We start from the raw sequence: 21,663 nt of genomic DNA on the forward strand, positions 1-21,663 counted from the left end.
GGGTTCCTATGACCCGCGCCACACCGGTACGAGCCGGGGTCTGCGATCAGCCGTCGGCGGGGCCGCCGTCGGAGGCGCCGCCGACCTGGATGCCGGCCATCCGGCTCCACTCGTAGGGGCCGGTGCGCACCTTGGCGGCCAGCTCGCCGTCGAAGGTGTCGTGCAGGGTGAGGCCGGCCTTCTCGGCGGCCTCGCGGGCGATGGCGTGGCTGGGGGCGACCAGGTCGCCCCAGCTGCCGTCCTCGCCGACGAGCACGATCCGGGTGCCCATCTGGCCGAGGTGGGCGAGCTGCCCCTCGGCGCCGCCGTGCTTGCCGGCGAACGCGTGGATGTGCTTGGCCAGCTTGGCCGCCCGGCGCGCGTCGCCGCGCCGCTCGCCGTCGCCGGCCTGCTCCGTGCCGTTGTCTGCGGTGGTGTCTGCCATGGTCCGGATGCTACTCGCGGGTAGCGGGAACGGCGACGGGCGGGCCGCGTGGTGTGGACCACGCGACCCGCCCGTCGCCGTGCGAAGCGGCCGTCAGCGGAGGAAGGGGTCCACCGCCACCGCCACGAAGAGCAGCGAGACATAGGTGATGGACCAGTGGAAGAGCCGCATCTCCTTGAGCTTGGCGCCGGTCTCACCGGCCTTGGCGCGGTTGAGCAGGGCGTGCGCCTCCCAGAGCCACCAGCCGCCGGCGGCCAGCGCGACCGCGGTGTAGAACCAGCCGGTGTAGCCGAGCGGGGTGAGCAGCAGGGAGACGGCGACCATCACCCAGCTGTAGAGCACGATCTGCTTGGCGACCACCTTGTTGGAGGCGATGACCGGCAGCATCGGCACGCCGACCCGGGCGTAGTCCTCCTTGACCTTCATGGACAGCGGCCAGTAGTGCGGCGGGGTCCAGAAGAACATCACCAGGAAGAGGATGAGCGCGGCCCAGGACATCGAGTTCGTCACCGAGGACCAGCCGATGAGCACCGGCAGGCAGCCGGCGATGCCGCCCCAGACGATGTTCTGCGAGGTGCGGCGCTTGAGGATCATCGTGTAGACCACGACGTAGAAGAGGAGCGCGCCGAGCGCCAGCCAGGCGGACAGCCAGTTGACCAGGGTGCCCAGCCAGAGGGTGGAGACCACGGCGAGCACCAGGCCGAAGACCAGGCCCTCGCGGGGCGAGACCATCCCGGTGACCAGCGGCCGCTGGGAGGTGCGGTCCATCAGCGCGTCGATGTCGCGGTCGATGTACATGTTGAGCGCGTTGGCGCCGCCCGCGGAGAGGTACCCGCCGATGCAGGTGTTCACCACCAGCCACAGATCGGGGACGCCCTGCTCCGCAAGGAACATCACCGGAACCGTGGTGATCAGCAGCAGCTCGATGATCCGCGGCTTCGTCAGCGCCACGAAGGCCTTGACGCGGGCCCCGAATGGCCGCTTGCCGGTGCTCGCCTCGGCGAGCACACCCGCCGGACGGGATTCGACGGCCGTCACGCACACCCCTGACAGAGACATCCCAGCGAGCCCGACCCGAGGTGGAGACCGGGTAAGGCCCGCGCGTACCACGCCACTGTAGACGTTGCCCATACCTCGCCCTTCGCGGGGGTGGGTCGTGTTGACCGGGTGCCGGGCGGCCCTCGGAGAGGGGCCGGGGCGGGGGCGCGGGCGGCGGCGCAGCCCACGCGCGGACCCGTTCGTCCCCCTGGGCGACCCGGCCGTCCCTCCGGGCGGTCCGGTCTGCGCACTCCGGGCGCCGATGACTCAGCGTAATCACCGAACGGGGGCGGGGACGGCGGGTGCGGTGGCCTTCCGCCGCCGTCCCCCGGACCGGTTCCGGGGCTCCGCAAAGGACGTTTTCCACGCTCGTATGAGCGATCGAATGAGCGCCTCCGTATTCATGTGCCGAAAGCCCGACGGACCAGTCGGGAGGCGGGAAGAGGCCGACCCCGGCAGTCTGGAATGACTCGAAAAAACGCACGTCCCGCCGGGGGTAGGCTCGGCTACGGCCGGTGGGATCTCCGTCACCGGTATCCGACATTCGGAGAGGAGCCCTGACCCAGGGTGAGCACACAGCCGACCACCACAGACCTCCAGTGGACCGAGTTGGACCAGCGGGCCGTCGACACCGCCCGCGTGCTGGCCGCCGACGCCGTACAGAAGGTCGGCAACGGCCATCCCGGTACGGCGATGAGCCTGGCCCCGGCCGCGTACACCCTCTTCCAGAAGGTGATGCGGCACGACCCGGCGGACGCGGACTGGACCGGGCGCGACCGGTTCGTGCTGTCCGCCGGCCACTCGTCACTGACCCTCTACACCCAGCTGTACCTGGCCGGTTTCGGCCTGGAGCTGGACGACCTGAAGGCGTTCCGCACCTGGGGCTCGAAGACCCCGGGCCACCCGGAGTACGGCCACACGGTCGGCGTGGAGACCACCACCGGGCCGCTCGGCCAGGGTGTGGCCAACGCGGTCGGCATGGCGATGGCGGCCCGCTACGAGCGCGGCCTGTTCGACCCGGAGGCGGCCCCCGGCACCTCCCCGTTCGACCACTTCGTCTACGCCATCGCCGGTGACGGCTGCCTCCAGGAGGGCATCTCCGCCGAGGCGTCCTCGATGGCCGGGCACCAGAAGCTCGGCAACCTGGTCCTGCTGTGGGACGACAACCACATCTCGATCGAGGGCGACACCGAGACCGCCGTCTCCGAGGACACCCTCCAGCGGTACGCGTCCTACGGCTGGCACGTGCAGCGGGTCGAGCCGAAGGAGAACGGCGACCTGGACCCGGCCGCGCTGTACGCGGCGATCCAGGCGGCCAAGGCGGAGACCGAGCGCCCCTCGTTCATCGCGATGCGCTCGATCATCGCCTGGCCGGCGCCGAACGCCCAGAACACCGAGGCCGCGCACGGCTCGGCGCTGGGCGACGAGGAGGTCGCGGCCACCAAGCGGGTGCTGGGCTTCGACCCGGAGCAGACCTTCGAGGTCTCCGACGAGGTCCTGAAGCACACCCGCGGCGCCCTGGAGCGCGGCAAGGACGAGCGCGCCGAGTGGGAGAAGGGCTTCGCCGACTGGCGCAGCGCCCACCCGGAGCGGGCCGCCGAGTTCGACCGGATCGCCGCGGGCGAGCTGCCGGCCGGCTGGGAGCAGAAGCTGCCGGTGTTCGAGCAGGGCAAGGCCGTCGCCACCCGTGCGGCCTCCGGCAAGGTCCTCCAGGCGCTCGGCGGGGTCATCCCGGAGCTGTGGGGCGGCTCGGCCGACCTGGCCGGCTCCAACAACACCACGATCGACAAGACCTCGTCGTTCCTGCCGAAGGGCAACCCGCTGCCGGAGGCCGACCCGTACGGCCGCACCATCCACTTCGGCATCCGCGAGCACTCCATGGCCGCGGAGATGAACGGCATCGCGCTGCACGGCAACACCCGGATCTACGGCGGCACCTTCCTGGTGTTCTCCGACTACATGCGCAACGCGGTGCGGCTCTCCGCGCTGATGCACCTGCCGGTGACCTACGTGTGGACGCACGACTCCATCGGCCTCGGCGAGGACGGCCCGACCCACCAGCCGGTGGAGCACCTGGCCTCGCTGCGCGCCATCCCCGGGCTGAACGTGGTCCGCCCGGCCGACGCCAACGAGACCTCGGTGGCCTGGCGCGAGATCCTGCGCCGCTGGACCAAGGAGTTCGGCGTGGGCGCCCCGCACGGGCTGGCGCTCACCCGCCAGGGCGTGCCGACCTACGACCTCAACGAGGACACCGCCCGCGGCGGCTACGTCCTCTTCGAGGCCGAGGGCGGCCAGCCGGAGGTGGTGCTGATCGGCACCGGCTCCGAGGTGCAGCTGGCCGTGGAGGCCCGTGAGGCGCTCCAGGCCGAGGGCGTGCCCACCCGGGTCGTGTCCATGCCGTGTGTGGAGTGGTTCGAGGAGCAGGACCAGGGGTACCGGGAGTCCGTGCTGCCCCCGTCGGTGAAGGCGCGGGTCGCGGTCGAGGCCGGGATCGGGCTGACCTGGCACAAGTACGTCGGTGACGCCGGCCGGATCGTCTCCCTGGAGCACTTCGGCGCCTCGGCCGACGCCAAGGTCCTCTTCCGCGAGTTCGGCTTCACCGCCGACGCGGTCGCCGCCGCGGCGCGGGAATCCCGCGACGCCGCCGCTCGCTGACGCCCGTAGACAACGACTAGGAGATGCAACTCTCATGACAGACGCACTCAAGCGCCTCTCCGACGAAGGCGTCGCGATCTGGCTGGACGACCTGTCCCGCAAGCGGATCACCTCCGGCAACCTGGCGGAGCTGGTCGACCAGCAGCACGTCATGGGCGTCACCACCAACCCGTCGATCTTCCAGAAGGCGATCTCCCAGGGCGACGGCTACGACCAGCAGCTGTCCGACCTGGCCGCCCGCGAGGTGACGGTCGAGGAAGCCATCCGCATGATCACCACGGCGGACGTCCGGGACGCGGCCGATGTGCTGCGCCCGGTGTTCGACGCCACCGGCGGCCAGGACGGCCGGGTGTCCATCGAGGTGGACCCGCGCCTGGCGCACAACGCCAAGGCGACCGCCGCCGAGGCCCGGCAGCTGGCCTGGCTGGTGGACCGGCCCAACACCTTCATCAAGATCCCGGCCACCGAGGCGGGCCTGCCGGCGATCACCGAGGTGATCGGGCAGGGGATCAGCGTCAACGTCACGCTGATCTTCTCGCTGGAGCGCTACCGCAAGGTGATGGACGCCTACCTGTCCGGGCTGGAGCAGGCCAAGGAGCGCGGGCTCGACCTGTCCCAGATCCGCTCCGTCGCCTCGTTCTTCGTCTCCCGGGTGGACACCGAGATCGACAAGCGGCTGGACGCCCTGGGCACCGACGAGGCCAAGGCGGCCCGCGGCAAGGCGGCCCTCGCCAACGCGCGCCTGGCCTACGAGGCGTACGAGGAGGTCTTCGGCGGGGAGCGCTGGGCGGCCCTGGAGAAGGCCGGCGCCCACCCGCAGCGCCCGCTGTGGGCCTCCACGGGGGTCAAGGACCCGCAGTACAAGGACACCCTGTACGTGGACGACCTGGTCGCGCCCGGCACGGTCAACACCATGCCGGAGGCCACCCTGGAGGCGGTCGGCGACCACGGCGAGATCACCGGCAACACCGTCGCCGGCACCTACGAGCAGGCCCGCGCGGACATCGCCGCGGTCGAGAAGCTCGGGATCTCCCTCGCCGAGGTCGTGCAGCAGCTGGAGGACGAGGGCGTCGACAAGTTCGAGGCCTCCTGGAACGATCTGCTCAAGTCGACCGAGGCGGAGCTCAAGCGCCTGGGCGGCGAGTCTTCCCCGGAGGCGTGAACTGTGTCGAGCAGCAACCCGCTGCGTGACGCACAGGACCGGCGGCTCCCGCGTATCGCGGGGCCGTCGGGCCTGGTGATCTTCGGCGTCACCGGTGACCTGTCCCGCAAGAAGCTGATGCCGGCCGTCTACGACCTGGCCAACCGCGGTCTGCTGCCGCCGGGCTTCTCGCTGATCGGCTTCGCCCGCCGCGAGTGGGAGGACGAGGACTTCGCCGACGAGGTGTACCGGGCGGTCAAGGAGCACTCCCGCACCCCGTTCCGCGACGAGGTCTGGCAGCAGCTCAGCCAGGGCATGCGCTTCGTCCAGGGCGACTTCGACGACGACGAGGCGTTCGAGACCCTGAAGAAGACCATGCAGGAGCTGGACGCGGCGCAGGGGACGGGCAGCAACTTCGCCTTCTACCTCTCCGTGCCGCCCAAGTTCTTCCCGCTGGTGGTGCAGCAGCTCAAGAAGCACAACCTGGCCGACCAGAAGGACGGCTCCTGGCGCCGCGCGGTCATCGAGAAGCCCTTCGGCCACGACCTGGCCTCCGCCAAGGACCTCAACGAGATCGTGCACGAGGTCTTCGCGCCCGACCAGGTCTTCCGGATCGACCACTACCTGGGCAAGGAGACCGTCCAGAACATCCTGGCGCTGCGGTTCGCCAACACCCTCTTCGAGCCGGTGTGGAACCGCAGCTATGTCGACCATGTGCAGATCACCATGGCCGAGGACATCGGGATCGGCGGCCGGGCCGGCTACTACGACGGCATCGGCGCGGCCCGGGACGTCATCCAGAACCACCTGCTCCAGCTGCTGGCGCTGACCGCCATGGAGGAGCCGGCCGCCTTCGACGCCAACGCGCTGGCGGCCGAGAAGACCAAGGTGCTCGGCGCGGTCCGGCTGCCCAAGGACCTCGCCAAGTCCACCGTGCGCGCCCAGTACGCGGCCGGCTGGCAGGGCGGCGCCAAGGCCGTCGGCTATCTGGAGGAGGAGGGGATCGACCCCAAGTCCACCACCGACACCTACGCCGCGGTGAAGCTGGAGATCGACAACCGCCGCTGGGCGGGCGTCCCCTTCTACCTGCGCACCGGCAAGCGGCTGGGGCGGCGGGTCACCGAGATCGCGGTGGTCTTCCAGCGCGCCCCGCACTCCCCGTTCGACCACACCGCCACCGAGGAGCTGGGGCAGAACGCCCTGGTCATCCGCGTCCAGCCGGACGAGGGCGTGACGCTGCGGTTCGGCTCCAAGGTGCCCGGCACCTCGCTGGAGGTACGGGACGTGTCGATGGACTTCGCGTACGGCGAGTCCTTCACCGAGTCCAGCCCGGAGGCGTACGAGCGGCTCATCCTCGACGTCCTGCTCGGCGACGCCAACCTCTTCCCCCGCACGGAGGAGGTCGAACTGTCCTGGAAGATCCTCGACCCGATCGAGCAGTTCTGGGCCAAGCACGGCAAGCCCGCGCAGTACGAGTCCGGGACCTGGGGTCCGGTCGAGGCGGACGACATGCTCGCACGAGACGGACGGAGCTGGCGCCGGCCATGAAGACCGACCTGACGGACACCACGTCCAGCAAGATCAACAAGGCGCTGGTGCTGGGCCGCCGAGCCATCGGCACCCCCGCCGTCGGCATGGTGCTCACCCTGGTCATCGTCACCGACGAGGAGAACGCCTACGACGCGCTGAAGGCGGCCAACGAGGCGTCCCGCGAGCACCCCTCGCGCACCCTGGTGGTCATCAAGCGCCACTCGCGCTCCCCGCGCGACCGGGCCAACGCCCGGCTGGACGCCGAGGTACGGCTCGGCGCGGACGCCTCCACCGGTGAGACGGTGGTGCTGCGGCTGTACGGCGAGGTCATCGACCACGCCCAGTCGGTGGTGCTGCCGCTGCTGCTGCCCGACGCCCCCGTGGTGGTCTGGTGGCCGGTGGGCGCCCCGTCCGACCCGGCCAGCGACCCGCTGGGCGCGCTGGCCCAGCGGCGGGTGACCGACACCTACGCCTCCGAGGACCCGGTGGGCGAGCTGAAGGCGCACGCCGGGGCGTACACCCCCGGGGACACCGACCTGTCCTGGACCCGGATCACCCCCTGGCGCTCGATGCTGGCGGCGGCCCTGGACCAGGTGGTGTGCGAGGTGGACGCCGCCGAGGTGGAGGGCGAGGAGTTCAACCCCAGCGTGGAGCTGCTGGCCATGTGGCTGGCGGACCGGCTGAAGATCACCGTCAAGCGGACCACCTCGGGCGGCCCCGGGCTGACCGCGGTACGGCTGTCCACCGACTGCGGGCCGATCGTGCTCGACCGCCCCGACGGCTCGCTGGCCACCCTGCGCATCAAGGGCCAGCCGGACCGGGCGGTGGCGCTCAAGCGCCGGGAGACCTCGGAGCTGATCGCCGAGGAGCTGCGCCGCCTCGACCCGGACGACACCTACGCCTCCGCGCTGGCGTACGGGGTGCACCGGCTGGGCGACCGGAGCACGGACGCCACCGAAGGGGTACGCCGGGAGCCGGACGACGTGGAGACGGACGGCTCGCCGGAGGCGCCGGAAGGCTCCAAGGGCAAGCCGGCTTCGGGCTCGGCCGCCAAGAAGGCCCCGGCCAAGCGGGCGGCGGCCAAGTGAGCGCCCCCCGGCTGGTGGTCCACCGGGACAAGGAGCTGATGGCCGAGGCCACCGCGGCCCGGCTGATCACCGCGATCGTGGACGCCCAGTCCGCGCGCGGCTCCGCCTCGGTGGTGCTCACCGGCGGCCGCAACGGCAACGGCCTGCTGGCCGCGCTCGGCGCCGCCCCGGCGCGGGACGCGGTCGACTGGTCGCGGCTGGACCTGTGGTGGGGCGACGAGCGGTTCCTGCCCGAGGGCGACGCCGACCGCAATGACACCCAGGCCCGCGAGGCGCTGCTCGGCAGCGTCCCGCTGGACCCGGCGCGGGTGCACACCATGCCCGCCCTGGGCGGGGAGTACGGCGAGGACGCGGACGCGGCCGCCGCCGGCTACGCGGCCGAACTGGCCGCGGCGGCGGCGCAGTCCGGCGGCTCGGAGGACCACGGCCTGGTGCCGTCCTTCGACGTGCTGCTGCTGGGCGTCGGCCCGGACACCCATGTGGCCTCGCTCTTCCCGGAGCTGCCGGGGGTACGGGAGACCGAGCGCGCGGTTATCGCGGTGCACGGCGCCCCCAAGCCGCCGCCGACCCGTATCTCGCTGACCCTCCCGGCGATCCGGGCGGCCCGCGAGGTGTGGCTGCTGGCCGCGGGTGAGGACAAGGCGCAGGCCGCGGCGGTGGCACTGTCCGGCGCGGGCGAGGTGCAGGCGCCCGCCGCCGGCGCCTACGGCCGCTCCCGGACCCTCTGGCTGCTGGACGAGGCGGCCGCCGCCAAGCTGCCGGAGGAGCTGTATCCGCGGCACTGAGCGCGGGACGTCCGTCCCCGGGGCCCGGCCCACCGCTTCGGCGGGGGCCGGGCCCTGGCTTTATGGGCCGGGGTGGTCCGCGGTGTCCTCGGGCGGACCGGGTATCAGAAACGGCTCCAGCAGCCCCGGTACGGCGGTGGCCGCGAACGCCAGCCCCTCGTCCCGGTCGGCGTCATGGATGTCGTACCCCCCGGCGCCGGCGGCGGTGGTCGCGGTGAGGGTGAGCAGCCCGGCCCGGCGCTGGAAGAGGGACTGGCGCACCGTCCAGCCGATGACCCCGCTGCGCTGCAGGGCGACGGTGCTGCGCCGGAGCGTGCCGGAGCGGGTGACCAGGTAGCCGCCGGAGAGGGCGTGTCCCAGGGAGCGGTAGGCGTCCCGGGCCAGCAGCGCGGCGACCGGGAGCAGCACCAGTGCGGTCACCACCGCCAGCCCGGTGAACGGCGGTCCGAACACCCAGGCCAGGGCGGCGAGGACGGCGAGTGGCAGCAGTGCGGCGGCCAGGGCCCGGCGCAGCCGTCGGCCCAGCGCCGCCCGGGGGTGGCGGACCAGCGGGGCGCCCGTCGGGGACTCGGGCGTCCGCAGGACGGCGGCCGCCAGGGCGTCGGCCACCGCCTTGGGCGCGACCGGGAGCAGCGTGTTGCCGTCGCCGTTCTTCTCGCTGTCGCGCCGCAACCCGGTGGCCACGGCGTCGATCCGGGCGGCGCCGCTGAGCCGGGCGCCCAGCGGCTCGACCAGGTCCACCCCGCGCAAGCGCCGTTCCTCGATGGTCAGCGAACGGGTGGTGAACAGCCCGCGCCGGACCCGCAGGGTGCCGCCCGGCTCGCGTGTCAGGCGGTAACCCCACCACAGTTCGACCCAGAGCCCGAGCGCCCCGACCGTCCCGGCGGCGGTGGCGAGGACGAGGAGGGCCAGCACCGTCCAGACGATCGCCGTGGACCGGAAGCGGTCGCCGACCCAGTCGATGAGGGCGCCCTGGGCGCCGAACCACTCGCTGATCTGGAGCGGGCCGCCCGCTGCGGCGGCGGCGAGCACCAGGGTGCCGAAGGACAGCGGCGCGTAGCGGATCCAGCGCCCGTCCAGCCGGGCCAGCTCGCCGTCCCGGTCGGCGTCCGCGTCCGTGCGGGGCCCGGAGCGGTCGAGCAGCAGCCGGCGCAGCCGCTCCCCCTCCGCCCGGCTCACTGGGTGGAGCTGGAGGGTGGACTCGCCGCCCTCCAGTTGCTCGCCCGTGCCGATGCGGACCTTGACCAGCCCGAACACCCGCAGCAGGGGTGGGGCGGTGAGGTCGACGCTGCGGATGCGCTCGCGGGCCAGGGAGCGCCGTTTGAGCAGCAGCAGCCCGGTGTGCAGCTCGGCCCGCCGGGCGCCGACCCGGTAGCGGGTACGGCTCCACCGCAGATACTCCAGCCCCGCGCCGCCGGCCGCGAGGAGGACCGCCCCGAGCGGCAGCAGGAGCAGCTGCCAGAGCGGGGCCGAGCCGAGGGCGCCACCGGTGATCCCCAGCAGTACGGGGACTCCGGCGCCGACCGCCAGACCGGCGGCGGTCAGCGCGGCGACCGCCATGGCCCGCCGGTCGATCCGCAGCCACGGCCCCTCGTCGTCCGGCCCCTCGTCGTCCGGCCCGTGGAGCGGAGGGCCGTCCTCGGGGGTCATGTGGCGTCGCCCGGGGTCTGGTGGGTGATCCGGGTGAGACGCTCGGCGAGCTCCGCGGCCACCTCGTGGTCGAGCCCCTCGATACGCAGGGCGCCCCGGGCGGAGGCGGTGGTCACCGTCACGGTGGAGAGGCGGAACGCCCGCTCCAGCGGGCCGCGGACGGTGTCCACGGTCTGGATGCGGGACATCGGCGCGATCCGCCACTGCCGCCAGAGGGCCCCGGTGCTGACGTAGACCGCCTCCTCGGTGACCTCCCAGCGGTGGGTGCGGAACCACCACGGCGGCAGCAGCAGGGCGCAGCCGAGGCCCACCGCCGCCACCGCCGCGGCGGGGCCCAGCAGCCACCAGCGGGCGGGGGCGATGAGGGCTCCCAGCAGACCCAGCACCGCCACCGGCACCACCGTCATCAGCAGCAGCAGTGTCCGCCAGTAGCCGACGGCCCGGGCGTCCAGTGTGTGCACCGGCGGCCGCAGCCGCACCGGGCGCTGTCCGTCCCCCATCGCCCCTCCCCCGTCGATCTCTCGTTCTGCTCCGGGTCAGCGGCCGCGCAGCGCCCGGTAGGTGTCGGCCAGGGCCCGGGTGGAGCCGTCCAGCTGCTCCGCGCCGGTGCCCTCGGTGAGGACCGGCTCGATCTTCTTGGCGAGCACCTTGCCCAGCTCGACGCCCCACTGGTCGAAGGAGTCGATGTTCCACACCGCGCCCTGGACGAACACCTTGTGCTCGTAGAGGGCGATGAGCTGGCCCAGCACCGAGGGGGTCAGCTCCTCGGCGAGGATGGTGGTGGTGGGGTGGTTGCCGCGGAAGGTCTTGTGCGGCACCAGCTCCTCGGGGACGCCCTCCGCCCGGACCTCCTCGGCGGTCTTGCCGAAGGCGAGGGCCTGGGTCTGGGCGAGGAAGTTGGCCATCAGCAGGTCGTGCTGGGCGACCAGTCCGGGCAACAGGTCGGGCACCGGGCGAGCGAAGCCGATGAAGTCGGCCGGGATCAGCTTGGTGCCCTGGTGGATGAGCTGGTAGTAGGCGTGCTGCCCGTTGGTGCCGGGGGTGCCCCAGACGACCGGGCCGGTCTGCCAGTCGACCGGATTGCCCTCGCGGTCCACCGACTTGCCGTTGGACTCCATGTCCAGCTGCTGGAGGTAGGCGGTGAACTTGGACAGGTAGTGGCTGTAGGGCAGTACCGCGTGCGACTGGGCGTCCAGGAAGTCCCCGTACCAGATGCCCAGCAGGCCCAGCAGCAGCGGGGCGTTCTCCTCGGGCGGGGCGGTGCGGAAGTGCTCGTCGACCAGGTGGAAGCCGTCGAGCATCTCGCGGAACCGCTCCGGGCCGATGGCGATCATCAGCGAGAGCCCGATGGCGGAGTCGTAGGAGTACCGTCCGCCGACCCAGTCCCAGAACTCGAACATGTTGGCCGTGTCGATGCCGAAGTCCTGGACCTTCTCCGCGTTGGTGGAGAGGGCCACGAAGTGCTTGGCCACGGCCTCCTGGCCGGCCTTCAGCTCGGTGAGCAGCCAGTCGCGGGCGCTGGTGGCGTTGGTGACGGTCTCGATGGTGGTGAAGGTCTTGGAGGCGACGATGAACAGGGTCTCCGCCGCGTCCAGGTCGCGGACCGCCTCGTGCAGGTCGGCGCCGTCCACATTGGAGACGAAGCGGAGCGTCAGGTCCCGGTCGCTGTAGGAGCGCAGTGCCTCATAGGCCATGGCGGGGCCCAGGTCGGAGCCGCCGATGCCGATGTTGACGATGTTGCGGATGCGCCGGCCGGTGTGGCCGGTCCACTCCCCCGACCTGATCCGCTCGGCGAAGTCGCCCATCCTGTCCAGCACGGCGTGCACGGCGGGCACCACGTTCTCGCCGTCCACCTCGACCACCGCGTCCCGGGGGGCGCGCAGCGCGGTGTGCAGCACGGCCCGGTCCTCGGTGGTGTTGATCTTCTCGCCGCGGAACATGGCGTCCCGCAGCTCGGCCACCCCGGTGGCGGCGGCCAGCTCCCGCAGCAGCGCCAGGGTCTCGTCGGTCACCAGCTGCTTGGAGTAGTCCAGGTAGAGGTCGCCGACGCGCAGGGTGTAGCGGGTGCCGCGCTCGGGGTCCTCGGCGAACAGCTCCCTGAGGTGGGTGGAGCCGAGGTGCTCGCGGTGGGTGGCGAGGGCGGCCCACTCGGGCGTCTGGTTGAGCCTGGCCTTCGTGTTCATCGTGGTTATCAGCCCGTTCTCTTCGTACCTGCTGCTTGCCCCGCTGCTTCTCCAACCTAATTGATCTGCCCGGCGAGTGACGTCGTGGCGAGCCCGAACAGGACAGCCGCGAGAAGGGCCGGCGCGTTCGGTGCCCAGCCGGCCGCCGCCCCTCCGAGCAGCGCCCCGAGCGGGGTGCCGCCGACGGTCAGGGTGCGGAAGGCGGAGCTGGTCCGGCCGAGCGCGCCGGGCGGGGTGCGCTCCTGGACGAGGGTGGTCTCCTGCACGCTCCACACCGTGCCCATCAGCCCGAACAGGGCCAGCGCCGCGATCAGCGCCCACAGCTCCCGTATGGTGCCCAGGGCCAGCAGGGCGGCGGTCTGCACGGCACCGGCCAGGAAGACCGCGCGTATCCGTCCGGTCAGCTCCGCCAGTCGCCCGGCGAGGAGGCCCCCGGCGACGGCGCCCACCGAGTAGGCGGTGAGGGCGGCCGCGTACCCCCTGCTGCCGGCGCCCAGCCAGTCGGTGGTGTGGACGACCAGGGTGGCGATGAGCGCGCCGATGGCCACACTGGTCAGGGCGGTGGCCACACAGACCCAGCGCAGCACCCGGTCCCGCCACAGGGTGCGCAGCCCGTCGGCGGTCTCGGTGCGCAGGGTGGATCCGGCGGGCCGGGGCGGCCGCCTCGCCGGGGCCGCCGGTCGCAGGGAGGCGATGAGCAGGGCCGCCAGGACATAGCTGACCGCGTCCAGCGCGTACGGCCAGGCGGCGCCCCACAGCAGCAGCACCGGCACCAGGGGGACGGCCAGCAGCCCCCCGGCCAGCTGCTGACCGGTCATCAGCCGGGCGTTGGCACCGGCCAGCGCCTCGGTGGGGACCACGGTGGGTAGCAGGGCGGTGGCCGCGTTGTCGAAGAGGGTGCCCAGGGTGGTGAGCGCGAAGGCGAGCACCAGCAGCAGGGCGATGGAGGCGTGGCCGAGGGCGACCGCGACGGCGAAGCCGGCCACCAGGGCGCCCCGGGCCAGGTCCACGCCCCACATCGCCCGGCGCTGGTCGACCCGGTCCGCGAGCGCCCCGCCGAGCAGGCCGAACAGCAGCCAGGGCAGGAAACCGCAGGCGGTCACGGCGGCGATCAGCAGCGGGTCGTCGGTGAGGGTGACGGCGAGCAGCGGCAGCGCCGCCGTACGGAGGGAGTCGCCGAAGCGGGACACCACGGCGGACGCCCACAACCGCCCGAACCCGCCCCGCCAGCGCACCGCCACAGGGGCCGGGGCGCTCCCGTCCGTGCCGACCGGGCCCGTCCCGGTCTCGTCCACCGCCTCCGTACCGCCCACCGCGCCCCCCGGCCGCCGAGGACCGCCCCCTGGCGATCCGGTGTCCACGACAGTAGGGGCCGCCACTGACAACGCGGCCGGACCGGCCCCCGGGGAGGGACGCGGACGGGCCCCGCCGGGGGCGTACCACCGGCGGGGCCCGTCACACCGGCGACCTCACCACCGGCTGCTCAGATCTCCCCGCGGAGCTTGGCGAGCGCCTCCGCGAGGATCGCCTCGCCGTCCGCGTCGCTGCGCCGCTCCCGTACGTACGCCAGATGCGTCTTGTACGGCTCGGTGCGCGGCGGGTCCGGGGGGTTGTCCTGGTCCTGGCCGGCCGGGAACCCGCAGCGGGGGCAGTCCCAGGTGTCCGGGACCTGCGCGTCACTGGCGAAACTCGGCTGTGTCTCGTGCCCGTTCGAGCACCAGAAGGAGATGCGCAGGCGCGGCGCGGACTCGCCTCGCTCGGCCTCCCCCATCGGCCCCGCGCCGACCCGGCTTCCCCGGATCGCGTTGCCACTTGCCACGGTTGTCACTCCCTGCGTGATGGTGCTCGAAGATGCCCCAGTCTACGAAAGGCCCAACGCGCGTCCAGTGAAAGGAGTTACCCACTTGGGCCGGAGCGGAACCGCCGCTTCGCCCCCGGCGTCCCGCCACCGGCCGTAACCGGACCCCCGCGCCACCCCCGTCCGGCCCGGAAGCGGAACCACCGTCCGCGCCCGCTCCCCTACGGCCCCGGAAACGGCGACCGCCTCCGCGGGCAGCGGCGCGGCACGGGGCCGGCGCCGGGGCGCGGAGGCGGTGGGAAGGGCGCGGAGGGGCGCTCGGCGGCCGACCCTCGTCGGCCGCCGTGGGAGTCAGCGGCTCAGCCGCTGACCTTCATCAGCAGGCCGAGCACCACGATGCAGGCGAACCAGAGCAGCCCGAGGACCACGGTGATCCGGTCCAGGTTGCGCTCGGCGACCGAGGAGCCGCCGACGGAGGACTGCATGCCGCCACCGAACATGTCGGAGAGGCCGCCGCCCTTCCCCTTGTGCATCAGCACCAGCAGCATCAGCAGACCGCTGAAGACGATCAGGGCGATCGAGAACCCCATAACCACGGCTGGACCCTACTTCCTGGCGTTTCCGGGCGTGGGCGCCCGGGTTTCCTGGGGTTTCCCGCGTTTCCCACGGGGTTTCCCTCGTCCCGGACGGCCGGCGCCCGGGCTTGTACGGACGGCGGGGGCCGGCGGCGCCTCCTGGGGTGGAGGTGTCCCGGCCCCCGCAAGGGTACGACGATTCCGCCCTACCGCATACTCACTGGTCGCGGAAGCGGACGATCTTGACGAACTCCTCCGGGTCCAGCGCGGCGCCGCCGATCAGGGCGCCGTCCACATCCGGCTGCGCCATGATCGCGGCGACGTTGGAGGACTTGACCGAGCCGCCGTACTGGATGCGCACCTTGTCGGCGAGCTCCTGGGAGTACAGCTCGGCGAGGCGGCCGCGGATCGCGCCGCACACCTCCTGGGCGTCCTCGGGGGTGGCGACCTCGCCGGTGCCGATGGCCCACACCGGCTCGTAGGCGATGACGATCGTCTCGGCCTGCTCGGCGGGGACGTCCTTCAGCCCGCCGTCGACCTGGGCGAGGGTGTGCGCGACCTGGTTGCCGGCCTTGCGCACGTCCAGGCCCTCGCCGACGCAGAGGATCGGGGTGAGCCCGTGCTTGAAGGCGGCCTTCACCTTGGCGTTGCACAGCTCGTCGCTCTCGCCGTGGTACTGGCGGCGCTCGGAGTGGCCGACGGCCACATAGGCGCAGCGCAGCTTGGCCAGCATCGGTCCGGAGACCTCGCCGGTGTAGGCGCCGGAGTCGTGCGCGGAGATGTCCTGGGCGCCGTACCTGATCGGCAGCTTGTCGCCCTCGACCACGGTCTGCACGGTGCGCAGGTCGGTGAAGGGGGCGAGGACGGCCACCTCCACGGCGGCGTAGTCCTTCTCGTTCAGCGCGAAGGTGATCTTCTGGACGTGGGCGATGGCCTCAAGGTGGTTGAGGTTCATCTTCCAGTTGCCCGCCATCAGCGGGGTGCGAGCGGTCATCGAGGTTCAGTCCTCCAGGCTTTCGAGGCCGGGGAGCGCCGCGCCCTCGAGGTATTCGAGGCTGGCGCCGCCGCCGGTGGAGATGTGGCCGAATGCTTTCTCGTCGAAGCCCAGGCTCCGCACCGCGGCGGCGGAGTCGCCGCCGCCGACCACGGAGAAGGCCGGGGAGTCGGCGAGCGCCTGGGCGACGGCCTTGGTGCCCTCGGCGTAGTCGGGGTGCTCGAAGACGCCCATCGGGCCGTTCCAGAAGACGGTGGCGGCGTCGGCGAGCTTGCCGGCGTAGAGCCGGCGGGTCTCCGGGCCGATGTCCAGGCCTTCCTGGTCGGCGGGGATGGCGTCGGCGGAGACGGTGGTGGGGTTCGCCGGGGCCTTGGTCTTCAGGTCCGGGAACTCGGCGGAGACCAGCACGTCGACGGGGAGCAGGAACTCCACACCGCGCTCGGCGGCCTCGCGCAGATAGGCGGCGCACTGCTCCTTCTGGTCCTCCTGGAGCAGGGAGATGCCGACCTCCTTGCCCTGCGCGGCGAGGAAGGTGTACGCCATGCCGCCGCCGATGAGGATGCGGTCGGCCTTCTTCAGCAGGTTGTCGATGACGCCGAGCTTGTCGGAGACCTTGGCGCCGCCGAGGACCACCACGTACGGGCGCTTGACGTCGTCGGTGAGACGTGCCAGGACGCCGACCTCGGTGGTGATCAGGTAGCCGGCGTAGGAGGGCAGCAGCCGCGGCAGGTCGTAGACGGAGGCGTGCTTCCGGTGCACCGCGCCGAAGCCGTCGCCGACGTAGACGTCCGCGAGGGCGGCCAGGCGGGCGGCGAACTCGGCGCGCTCGGCGTCGTCCTTGGCGGTCTCGCCGGGGTTGAAGCGGAGGTTCTCCAGGACGGCGACCTGGCCGTCGGCGAGGCCCTCGACGGCGTGGTGGGCGGCCGAGCCGATGGTGTCGTCGGCGAAGGAGACGGGGGCGCCGAGCAGTTCGCCGAGGCGGGAGGCGGCGAAGCGCAGGGTGTACGCCGGGTCCGGGGCGCCCTTGGGACGGCCGAGGTGGGAGGCGACCACGACCTTGGCGCCGGCGTCGGCGAGCGCCTTGACGGTCGGCAGCACGGCGCGGATGCGGCCGTCGTCGGTGATGGTGGTGCCGTCCTGCGGCACGTTCAGGTCGGCGCGGACGAATACCCGCTTGCCGGCGACTCCTTGGCGGAGAAGTTCGTCGATCGTCTTCATCTGTGCTGGGCTCCGTACTCCTGGTGGAAGCGAAGAACGTCAAGGGCGGCGGCCGTGCGGCGCGCCGGTCCCGGCTGCGGGCGGGCCCCGGCGCAAGCGACAGGGCCCGTACAGCGCACCGTAGCGCTGCCCGGGCCCTGTGCTCACACCAGGTGCCTCGACCCAGGTACCTCGACGTCGAGGTCGCCCGCCCTGCCGTCGGTGGCGGCCCTCAGCGGGGCCGCCGGTGAAGCGTCAGAGCTTGTCGCCGACGAAGACGGTGAGGTCGACGAGGCGGTTGGAGTAGCCCCACTCGTTGTCGTACCAGCCGATGATCTTGACCTGCTTGCCCTGGACCATCGTCAGCGGGGAGTCGAAGGTGCACGACGCCGGCTGGTTGACGATGTCCGAGGAGACGATCGGGTCCTCGGAGTACTCCAGGATGCCCTTCAGCTGGCCCTCGGCGGCCTTCTGGAAGGCGGTGTTGATCTCGTCGCGGGTGACCTCGCGGTCCAGCTCCACGACCAGGTCGGTGACCGAGCCGGTGGGCACCGGGACGCGCATGGCCATGCCGTCCAGCTTGCCCTTGAGCTGCGGGAGGACCAGCGCGGTGGCCTTGGCGGCGCCCGTGGAGGTCGGGATGATGTTCTCCGCGGCGGCGCGGGCCCGGCGCAGGTCCTTGTGCGGGAAGTCCAGGATGCGCTGGTCGTTGGTGTAGGCGTGGACCGTGGTCATCAGGCCCTTGACGATGCCGAAGTTCTCGTCGAGCACCTTGGCCATCGGCGCCACACAGTTGGTGGTGCAGGAGGCGTTGGAGACGACGTGGTGCTTCGCCGGGTCGTACTGGTCCTGGTTGACGCCCATCACGATGGTGATGTCCTCGTCCTTGGCCGGAGCCGAGATGAGGACCTTCTTGGCGCCGCCGGCGATGTGCTTCTCGGCGTCGGCCTTCTTGGTGAAGATGCCGGTGGACTCGATGACGACGTCGACACCCAGCTCGCCCCAGGGGAGGTCGGCCGGATCGCGCTCGGACAGCACCTTGATGGTGTGGCCGTCGACGGTGATGGAGTCCTCGGTGTGGGTCACCTCGGCCTTGAGGCGTCCCAGGATGGTGTCGTACTTCAGCAGGTGGGCCGTGGTCGCGGTGTCGCCCAGGTCGTTGACAGCCACGACCTCGATGTCCGCACCCTGCTCCAGCAGCGCGCGGAAGTAGTTGCGCCCGATGCGGCCGAAGCCGTTGATTCCTACGCGGATCGTCACGAACCGATCTCCTCGTTGGTACGCCGGCCAGTGACGCCGGCGAGCTTGTTTTGGGATGTCCCCGACCGCCTCCGACCCTACCCCTCCGGTGGCGGTGGGGTGACATCCGAAGCGCCTGTACGGGGCTCGGAGGCCTGGTCCGACCCGCATTACCGGCCGGTAACGCCACCGGCCCGTGCGCGGCCGCCCGGACGAGCGCGGAGGTGCTCTTCCGGGCGGCTTTCCGGGGGTCTGCGAGCCATCGGATACGGCTACCCCGGTTCAGCGCCGGAGCACGTCCAGGGCCCGTCCGAGCAGCCGGGCGCGGTCCCCCGCCGCGGGCACGTGCTCCAGGCCGAAGCCGAGCAGCACGGTGTCCCGGGTGGTGATCGCCGCCGAGGACCGGTAGAGGGCTCCCGAGCGCGCCCAGTCGGTGGCGTTGCCCGGGCTGCCGGCCGGCGGCCCCGGCACGCTCCACGCCCCGAGCGAGGTCTCGAACCCCTCGGCGCCGGTGGTGGTGCCGCCCGTGACCAGCCGGGTGTCGTCCACGAACGCCCCGGTGCCGCCGGTGCCCGGGTCGGTCACATAGGAGACCGACAGCTCGACCCGCTTGCCGGCGTAGGCGCTCAGATCGATCGCCACCGGGAGCCAGCCGCCGGAGTTGCCGGTGAAGGCGTGCCAGGCGCCGCTGGTGCCGGTGGGCGCGCAGCCGTCGGGGCCCAGGGTGAGGTAGCGGGCGAGCGCGGGGTGCCCGGCGAGGTAGAAGCCCTCGGCGCAGTCGGCGGGCACCTCGGTGGAGGTGGCGCCGTTGGCGTCGGGCAGGGTGGTCCAGTCCTCGCCGCCCTCGGTGCGGGCCTCCACGATCACGTTGTCGTAGCCGGGTTCCAGGTCATGGCTCAGCCGGAACCGGAGCGCCGGCCGCTGCGCCGCGGTGGCGGCCGTGAGGTCGACGGTGCGGCTCAGCCGCATCCAGGCGTTGTCGCTGTGCCGGGCCGCGGCGAAGGAGCTGCCCTCGTACGGCTCGAACGGGGTGCGCACCCCCGGGTAGTCACCGCCGGCCGCGCTTCTGAACTGCGGGAAGTCGGCCGGGTCCAGGGTGTCGGAGGTGGCGGTGTAACTGCCGGCCGAGTCCAGCGGGTTGCCGGCCGCGCCGGCCAGCGGGACCGAGGTCCCCCGCAGCTTGCCGGCCCCCTCGAACTCCTCCGCGCCGGCCAGCCCGGCCCGGCGGTAGGCGCCCAGGTAGTACTGCGCGAAGTCGTCGCTGTAGGCGCGGCCGATGTCGGTCTCGCCGCCCGCGTGCTCACCGGCGTTGACCAGCCGGCCGCCCTCGTTGAGGTAGTCGCGCACCGCGAGCGCGGTGGGCCCGTCCGGCTCGCCGGCGCCGGTGTACCAGAGGGCGGTACGGAAGTGGGAGAGCACCCCGAGCGGGTGCGGCGCGCCCTGGACGGCGGTGTCCCAGACCGCGGCCCGCCCGCCGTTCGCCCTGACGGCGGCGGTGTACGCGGCGGTGTGCCGCGCCGGGGCGCTCCCCTCCTCGTCGGCGATCACCAGCGTGTCGGCGCGCGGCCGTTCGGCGATCGTGTACGTGAACGGTACGGAGCTGACCCGCTTCCCGTCCTTCTTCGTCCGCCCGGTGAACCAGACCTCCACCCGGTCGCCCGGCTCGCCGTCCTGCACCTTGGCGCGGTACTCGTCGTAGTAGAGGTTGTCCTCACCGCCGTACCGCTCGCCGCCGCGCCAGGGCTTCAGGGTCTGGTCCCAGGTCCGGCCGCCGTTGACGCGGTACCTCAGCTCCTTGTCCCGCAGGGACTTGCGCGCGGTGACGGCCACCTGCTGGTCGCCGCGGGCGTAGGAGACGGCGAAGGCGTCCGGGACGAACGCGGGCGCCGGGGTGCCGACCGGGGAGACCGGGTCGTCGGGGCGCGCGGCGGACTCGGCGACCGCCAGCGCGAACGGGATGTTCTTGGCGAACTCCTGCTGGATCAGCTTCTCGTCGTCCGGGAAGGTGAACACCGAGGCGCAGTCCCCCGGCTCCCAGGCGTCATCCGGGTCGATCCGGGAGGCGGTGGCGCAGGTGGACATCTCCGGGGTGAACATCTGCATCCCGTTGACGTTGGCCGCGTGGCCGTCCGCCTCGCCGTTGGTGGTGTAGAGCTCGGACGACACCTGCGGACGGTAGCCCGGCACGGCCGACTTCTCGGGCGTACCCGCCAGCGCCTTCAGCGGTACGTCGTCCGGGGTGTCGGTGGCGACCTGCCAGCCCACCCCGTACAGCAGCAGCTGGGCGGCGGAGTGGTAGTTGATCCCGTACCGGAAGCCGATCCGCTTCTGGAAGGCGTCGATCGCCCGCGTCTCCGGCTCCGAGGCGGGCCCGGTGCCGCGGTAGGTCTCGTCGGCCGGGTCGGGCGAGGAACCCTCGTTGTCGTAGCCCCACTTGTACGAGAAGTTCCGGTTGAGGTCCACCCCGTCCCCCGGAGCGATCCTCCCGTCCCCGTCGTTGTCCCGCAGGTTCTTGCGCCACTGGCGGTTGGCCGGGTCGGCATGGGTGAAGTCGTAGCCGTCGGGGTTGGCGGACAGCACGAACCACAGCTCGGTGGAGTCCACGATCCGCGTGATCCGCGGGTCCTTGCCGTAGCCGTCGAGGTAGTGGTGCAGCAGCCGCCGGTTCATCTCCGGGGTGATCCACTCCCGGGCGTGCTGGTTGGACAGGTAGAGCGTGGCCGGCTTGCTCCCGTCCCGCTGCTTTGTGGCGCCCTTGCTGAGTTTCAGCGCCAGAATGTCCTGCCCCTTGACCGTCTTCCCGATGCTCACCACCTTGGTGATCCCCGGGTGGGCGCGGGCGGTGGCCTGGATCTCCGCCTTCAGCCCGCCCGCGCCGCCGTACGGCCGGAACACCCCGTCCCCGGCCGCCGCGGTACGCCGCTTCGCCGCGGCGGACACCTGGTGCGGTGTGAGCCTGACCCCCTCCCCCCGCAGCTCGTCCGCCTGCGCCCCGGTGAGGTACAGCTCCACGGTGGCGGTGCCCTTGGCGGGCACCTGCTCGGTCAGCTCGTGCCCGTCGGCCCCGGCCTCCAGCAGCAGCGGTACCTGCCCCCTGGTGACCTCCGCGCGCCAGACGGAGAGCCGCTCCCCGCCCCCGTCCCCGGCGCGCGCCTGCGCCCCGGCGACGGGCACCGCCACCAGCCCGGTCGCCAGCAGCGCCGCCGCGGCGAGAACCGCTCTCGCCTTCTGTCTCATGTGCCCCCCTTGCTGTGGTGTGCCACGGAAGTGGACGGCGCCAGGCTTTCGACGGGCCATGATCATGTCAATACCGCGTGGTCCGGTGTGTCCGGAGGCGTGGGTGCGGCTGAGGCAGAAGGGCCCCGC

General features: G+C 72.4%; 17 protein-coding genes. 5 read left to right on the plus strand and 12 right to left on the minus strand.

Annotated features, from left to right (window positions below):
• Positions 1-46: 46 nt before the first annotated feature.
• Together M1O15_RS16865 and M1O15_RS16870 are read right to left on the minus strand one after the other, a co-directional pair.
• Positions 47-424, minus strand: coding sequence for a hypothetical protein (locus tag M1O15_RS16865; protein WP_248634696.1), 378 nt, complete (start codon positions 422-424; stop codon positions 47-49).
• A gap of 93 nt (positions 425-517) precedes the next feature.
• A complete protein-coding gene (locus M1O15_RS16870) occupies positions 518-1,483 on the minus strand; it encodes a heme o synthase (protein WP_248634697.1) in 966 nt (321 codons plus the stop codon).
• A 546-nt stretch (positions 1,484-2,029) separates the two neighbouring features.
• Between M1O15_RS16870 and tkt the strand changes: the two genes are divergently transcribed.
• The 5 genes from tkt to pgl are packed head-to-tail and all read left to right on the plus strand — an operon-like array spanning position 2,030 to position 8,661.
• Positions 2,030-4,117, plus strand: coding sequence for a transketolase (tkt, locus tag M1O15_RS16875; RefSeq protein WP_248634698.1), 2,088 nt, complete (start codon positions 2,030-2,032; stop codon positions 4,115-4,117).
• A 34-nt stretch (positions 4,118-4,151) separates the two neighbouring features.
• Complete coding sequence (tal, locus tag M1O15_RS16880) at positions 4,152-5,279, plus strand: transaldolase (protein ID WP_248634699.1); 1,128 nt, start codon at positions 4,152-4,154, stop codon at positions 5,277-5,279.
• A gap of 3 nt (positions 5,280-5,282) precedes the next feature.
• On the plus strand, positions 5,283-6,806 hold the full coding sequence (zwf, locus tag M1O15_RS16885; RefSeq protein WP_248634700.1) for a glucose-6-phosphate dehydrogenase: 1,524 nt from the start codon (positions 5,283-5,285) through the stop codon (positions 6,804-6,806).
• The gene (gene opcA, locus M1O15_RS16890) at positions 6,803-7,876 is read left to right on the plus strand and encodes a glucose-6-phosphate dehydrogenase assembly protein OpcA (protein WP_248634701.1); all 1,074 of its coding nucleotides are present in this window, start codon (positions 6,803-6,805) and stop codon (positions 7,874-7,876) included. The genes zwf and opcA overlap by 4 nt, the downstream gene beginning before the upstream one ends.
• On the plus strand, positions 7,873-8,661 hold the full coding sequence (gene pgl, locus M1O15_RS16895; protein WP_248634702.1) for a 6-phosphogluconolactonase: 789 nt from the start codon (positions 7,873-7,875) through the stop codon (positions 8,659-8,661). The genes opcA and pgl overlap by 4 nt, the downstream gene beginning before the upstream one ends.
• Positions 8,662-8,721: 60 nt before the next feature.
• On the opposite strand, the gene M1O15_RS16900 is transcribed toward pgl, so the two are convergent.
• The 10 genes from M1O15_RS16900 to M1O15_RS16945 all read right to left on the minus strand — a co-directional run bounded on the left by M1O15_RS16900 (position 8,722) and on the right by M1O15_RS16945 (position 21,534).
• Positions 8,722-10,311 (minus strand): PH domain-containing protein, encoded by a 1,590-nt coding sequence (locus M1O15_RS16900; RefSeq protein WP_248634703.1) that lies wholly within the window; start codon positions 10,309-10,311, stop codon positions 8,722-8,724.
• A complete protein-coding gene (locus tag M1O15_RS16905; protein ID WP_248634704.1) occupies positions 10,308-10,811 on the minus strand; it encodes a PH domain-containing protein in 504 nt (167 codons plus the stop codon). Before M1O15_RS16905 ends, M1O15_RS16900 begins: the two co-directional genes overlap by 4 nt.
• A gap of 36 nt (positions 10,812-10,847) precedes the next feature.
• Positions 10,848-12,494, minus strand: a complete 1,647-nt coding sequence (pgi, locus tag M1O15_RS16910) for a glucose-6-phosphate isomerase (protein ID WP_248634705.1) — start codon at positions 12,492-12,494, stop codon at positions 10,848-10,850.
• A gap of 56 nt (positions 12,495-12,550) precedes the next feature.
• A complete protein-coding gene (locus M1O15_RS16915) occupies positions 12,551-13,735 on the minus strand; it encodes an MFS transporter (RefSeq protein WP_248634750.1) in 1,185 nt (394 codons plus the stop codon).
• Between the two features lie 242 nt (positions 13,736-13,977).
• Positions 13,978-14,313, minus strand: coding sequence for an RNA polymerase-binding protein RbpA (locus M1O15_RS16920; RefSeq protein WP_006349936.1), 336 nt, complete (start codon positions 14,311-14,313; stop codon positions 13,978-13,980).
• Positions 14,314-14,651: 338 nt separating this feature from the next.
• On the minus strand, positions 14,652-14,882 hold the full coding sequence (gene secG / locus M1O15_RS16925; protein ID WP_248634751.1) for a preprotein translocase subunit SecG: 231 nt from the start codon (positions 14,880-14,882) through the stop codon (positions 14,652-14,654).
• A gap of 202 nt (positions 14,883-15,084) precedes the next feature.
• Positions 15,085-15,861 (minus strand): triose-phosphate isomerase, encoded by a 777-nt coding sequence (gene tpiA / locus M1O15_RS16930; protein ID WP_248634706.1) that lies wholly within the window; start codon positions 15,859-15,861, stop codon positions 15,085-15,087.
• Positions 15,862-15,867: 6 nt separating this feature from the next.
• Positions 15,868-17,079 (minus strand): phosphoglycerate kinase, encoded by a 1,212-nt coding sequence (locus M1O15_RS16935; protein WP_248634707.1) that lies wholly within the window; start codon positions 17,077-17,079, stop codon positions 15,868-15,870.
• A 234-nt stretch (positions 17,080-17,313) separates the two neighbouring features.
• Positions 17,314-18,318, minus strand: a complete 1,005-nt coding sequence (gap, locus tag M1O15_RS16940; protein WP_248634708.1) for a type I glyceraldehyde-3-phosphate dehydrogenase — start codon at positions 18,316-18,318, stop codon at positions 17,314-17,316.
• A 261-nt stretch (positions 18,319-18,579) separates the two neighbouring features.
• Positions 18,580-21,534 (minus strand): M14 family metallopeptidase, encoded by a 2,955-nt coding sequence (locus M1O15_RS16945; protein WP_248634709.1) that lies wholly within the window; start codon positions 21,532-21,534, stop codon positions 18,580-18,582.
• Positions 21,535-21,663: the final 129 nt, after the last annotated feature.

It is taken from the genome of Streptomyces lichenis (assembly GCF_023218175.1).
Lineage (GTDB): Bacteria > Actinomycetota > Actinomycetes > Streptomycetales > Streptomycetaceae > Streptomyces > Streptomyces lichenis.

What these genes read in the sequence shown, in the direction of transcription:
- M1O15_RS16865 (WP_248634696.1), bottom strand. Translation starts at nt 424, where the DNA reads ATGGCAGACACCACCGCAGACAACGGCACGGAGCAGGCCGGCGACGGC.
- M1O15_RS16870 (WP_248634697.1), bottom strand. Translation starts at nt 1,483, where the DNA reads ATGTCTCTGTCAGGGGTGTGCGTGACGGCCGTCGAATCCCGTCCGGCG.
- tal (WP_248634699.1), top strand. Translation starts at nt 4,152, where the DNA reads ATGACAGACGCACTCAAGCGCCTCTCCGACGAAGGCGTCGCGATCTGG.
- opcA (WP_248634701.1), top strand. Translation starts at nt 6,803, where the DNA reads ATGAAGACCGACCTGACGGACACCACGTCCAGCAAGATCAACAAGGCG.
- M1O15_RS16900 (WP_248634703.1), bottom strand. Translation starts at nt 10,311, where the DNA reads ATGACCCCCGAGGACGGCCCTCCGCTCCACGGGCCGGACGACGAGGGG.
- M1O15_RS16905 (WP_248634704.1), bottom strand. Translation starts at nt 10,811, where the DNA reads ATGGGGGACGGACAGCGCCCGGTGCGGCTGCGGCCGCCGGTGCACACA.
- pgi (WP_248634705.1), bottom strand. Translation starts at nt 12,494, where the DNA reads ATGAACACGAAGGCCAGGCTCAACCAGACGCCCGAGTGGGCCGCCCTC.
- secG (WP_248634751.1), bottom strand. Translation starts at nt 14,882, where the DNA reads ATGGGGTTCTCGATCGCCCTGATCGTCTTCAGCGGTCTGCTGATGCTG.
- tpiA (WP_248634706.1), bottom strand. Translation starts at nt 15,861, where the DNA reads ATGACCGCTCGCACCCCGCTGATGGCGGGCAACTGGAAGATGAACCTC.
- M1O15_RS16935 (WP_248634707.1), bottom strand. Translation starts at nt 17,079, where the DNA reads ATGAAGACGATCGACGAACTTCTCCGCCAAGGAGTCGCCGGCAAGCGG.
- M1O15_RS16945 (WP_248634709.1), bottom strand. Translation starts at nt 21,534, where the DNA reads ATGAGACAGAAGGCGAGAGCGGTTCTCGCCGCGGCGGCGCTGCTGGCG.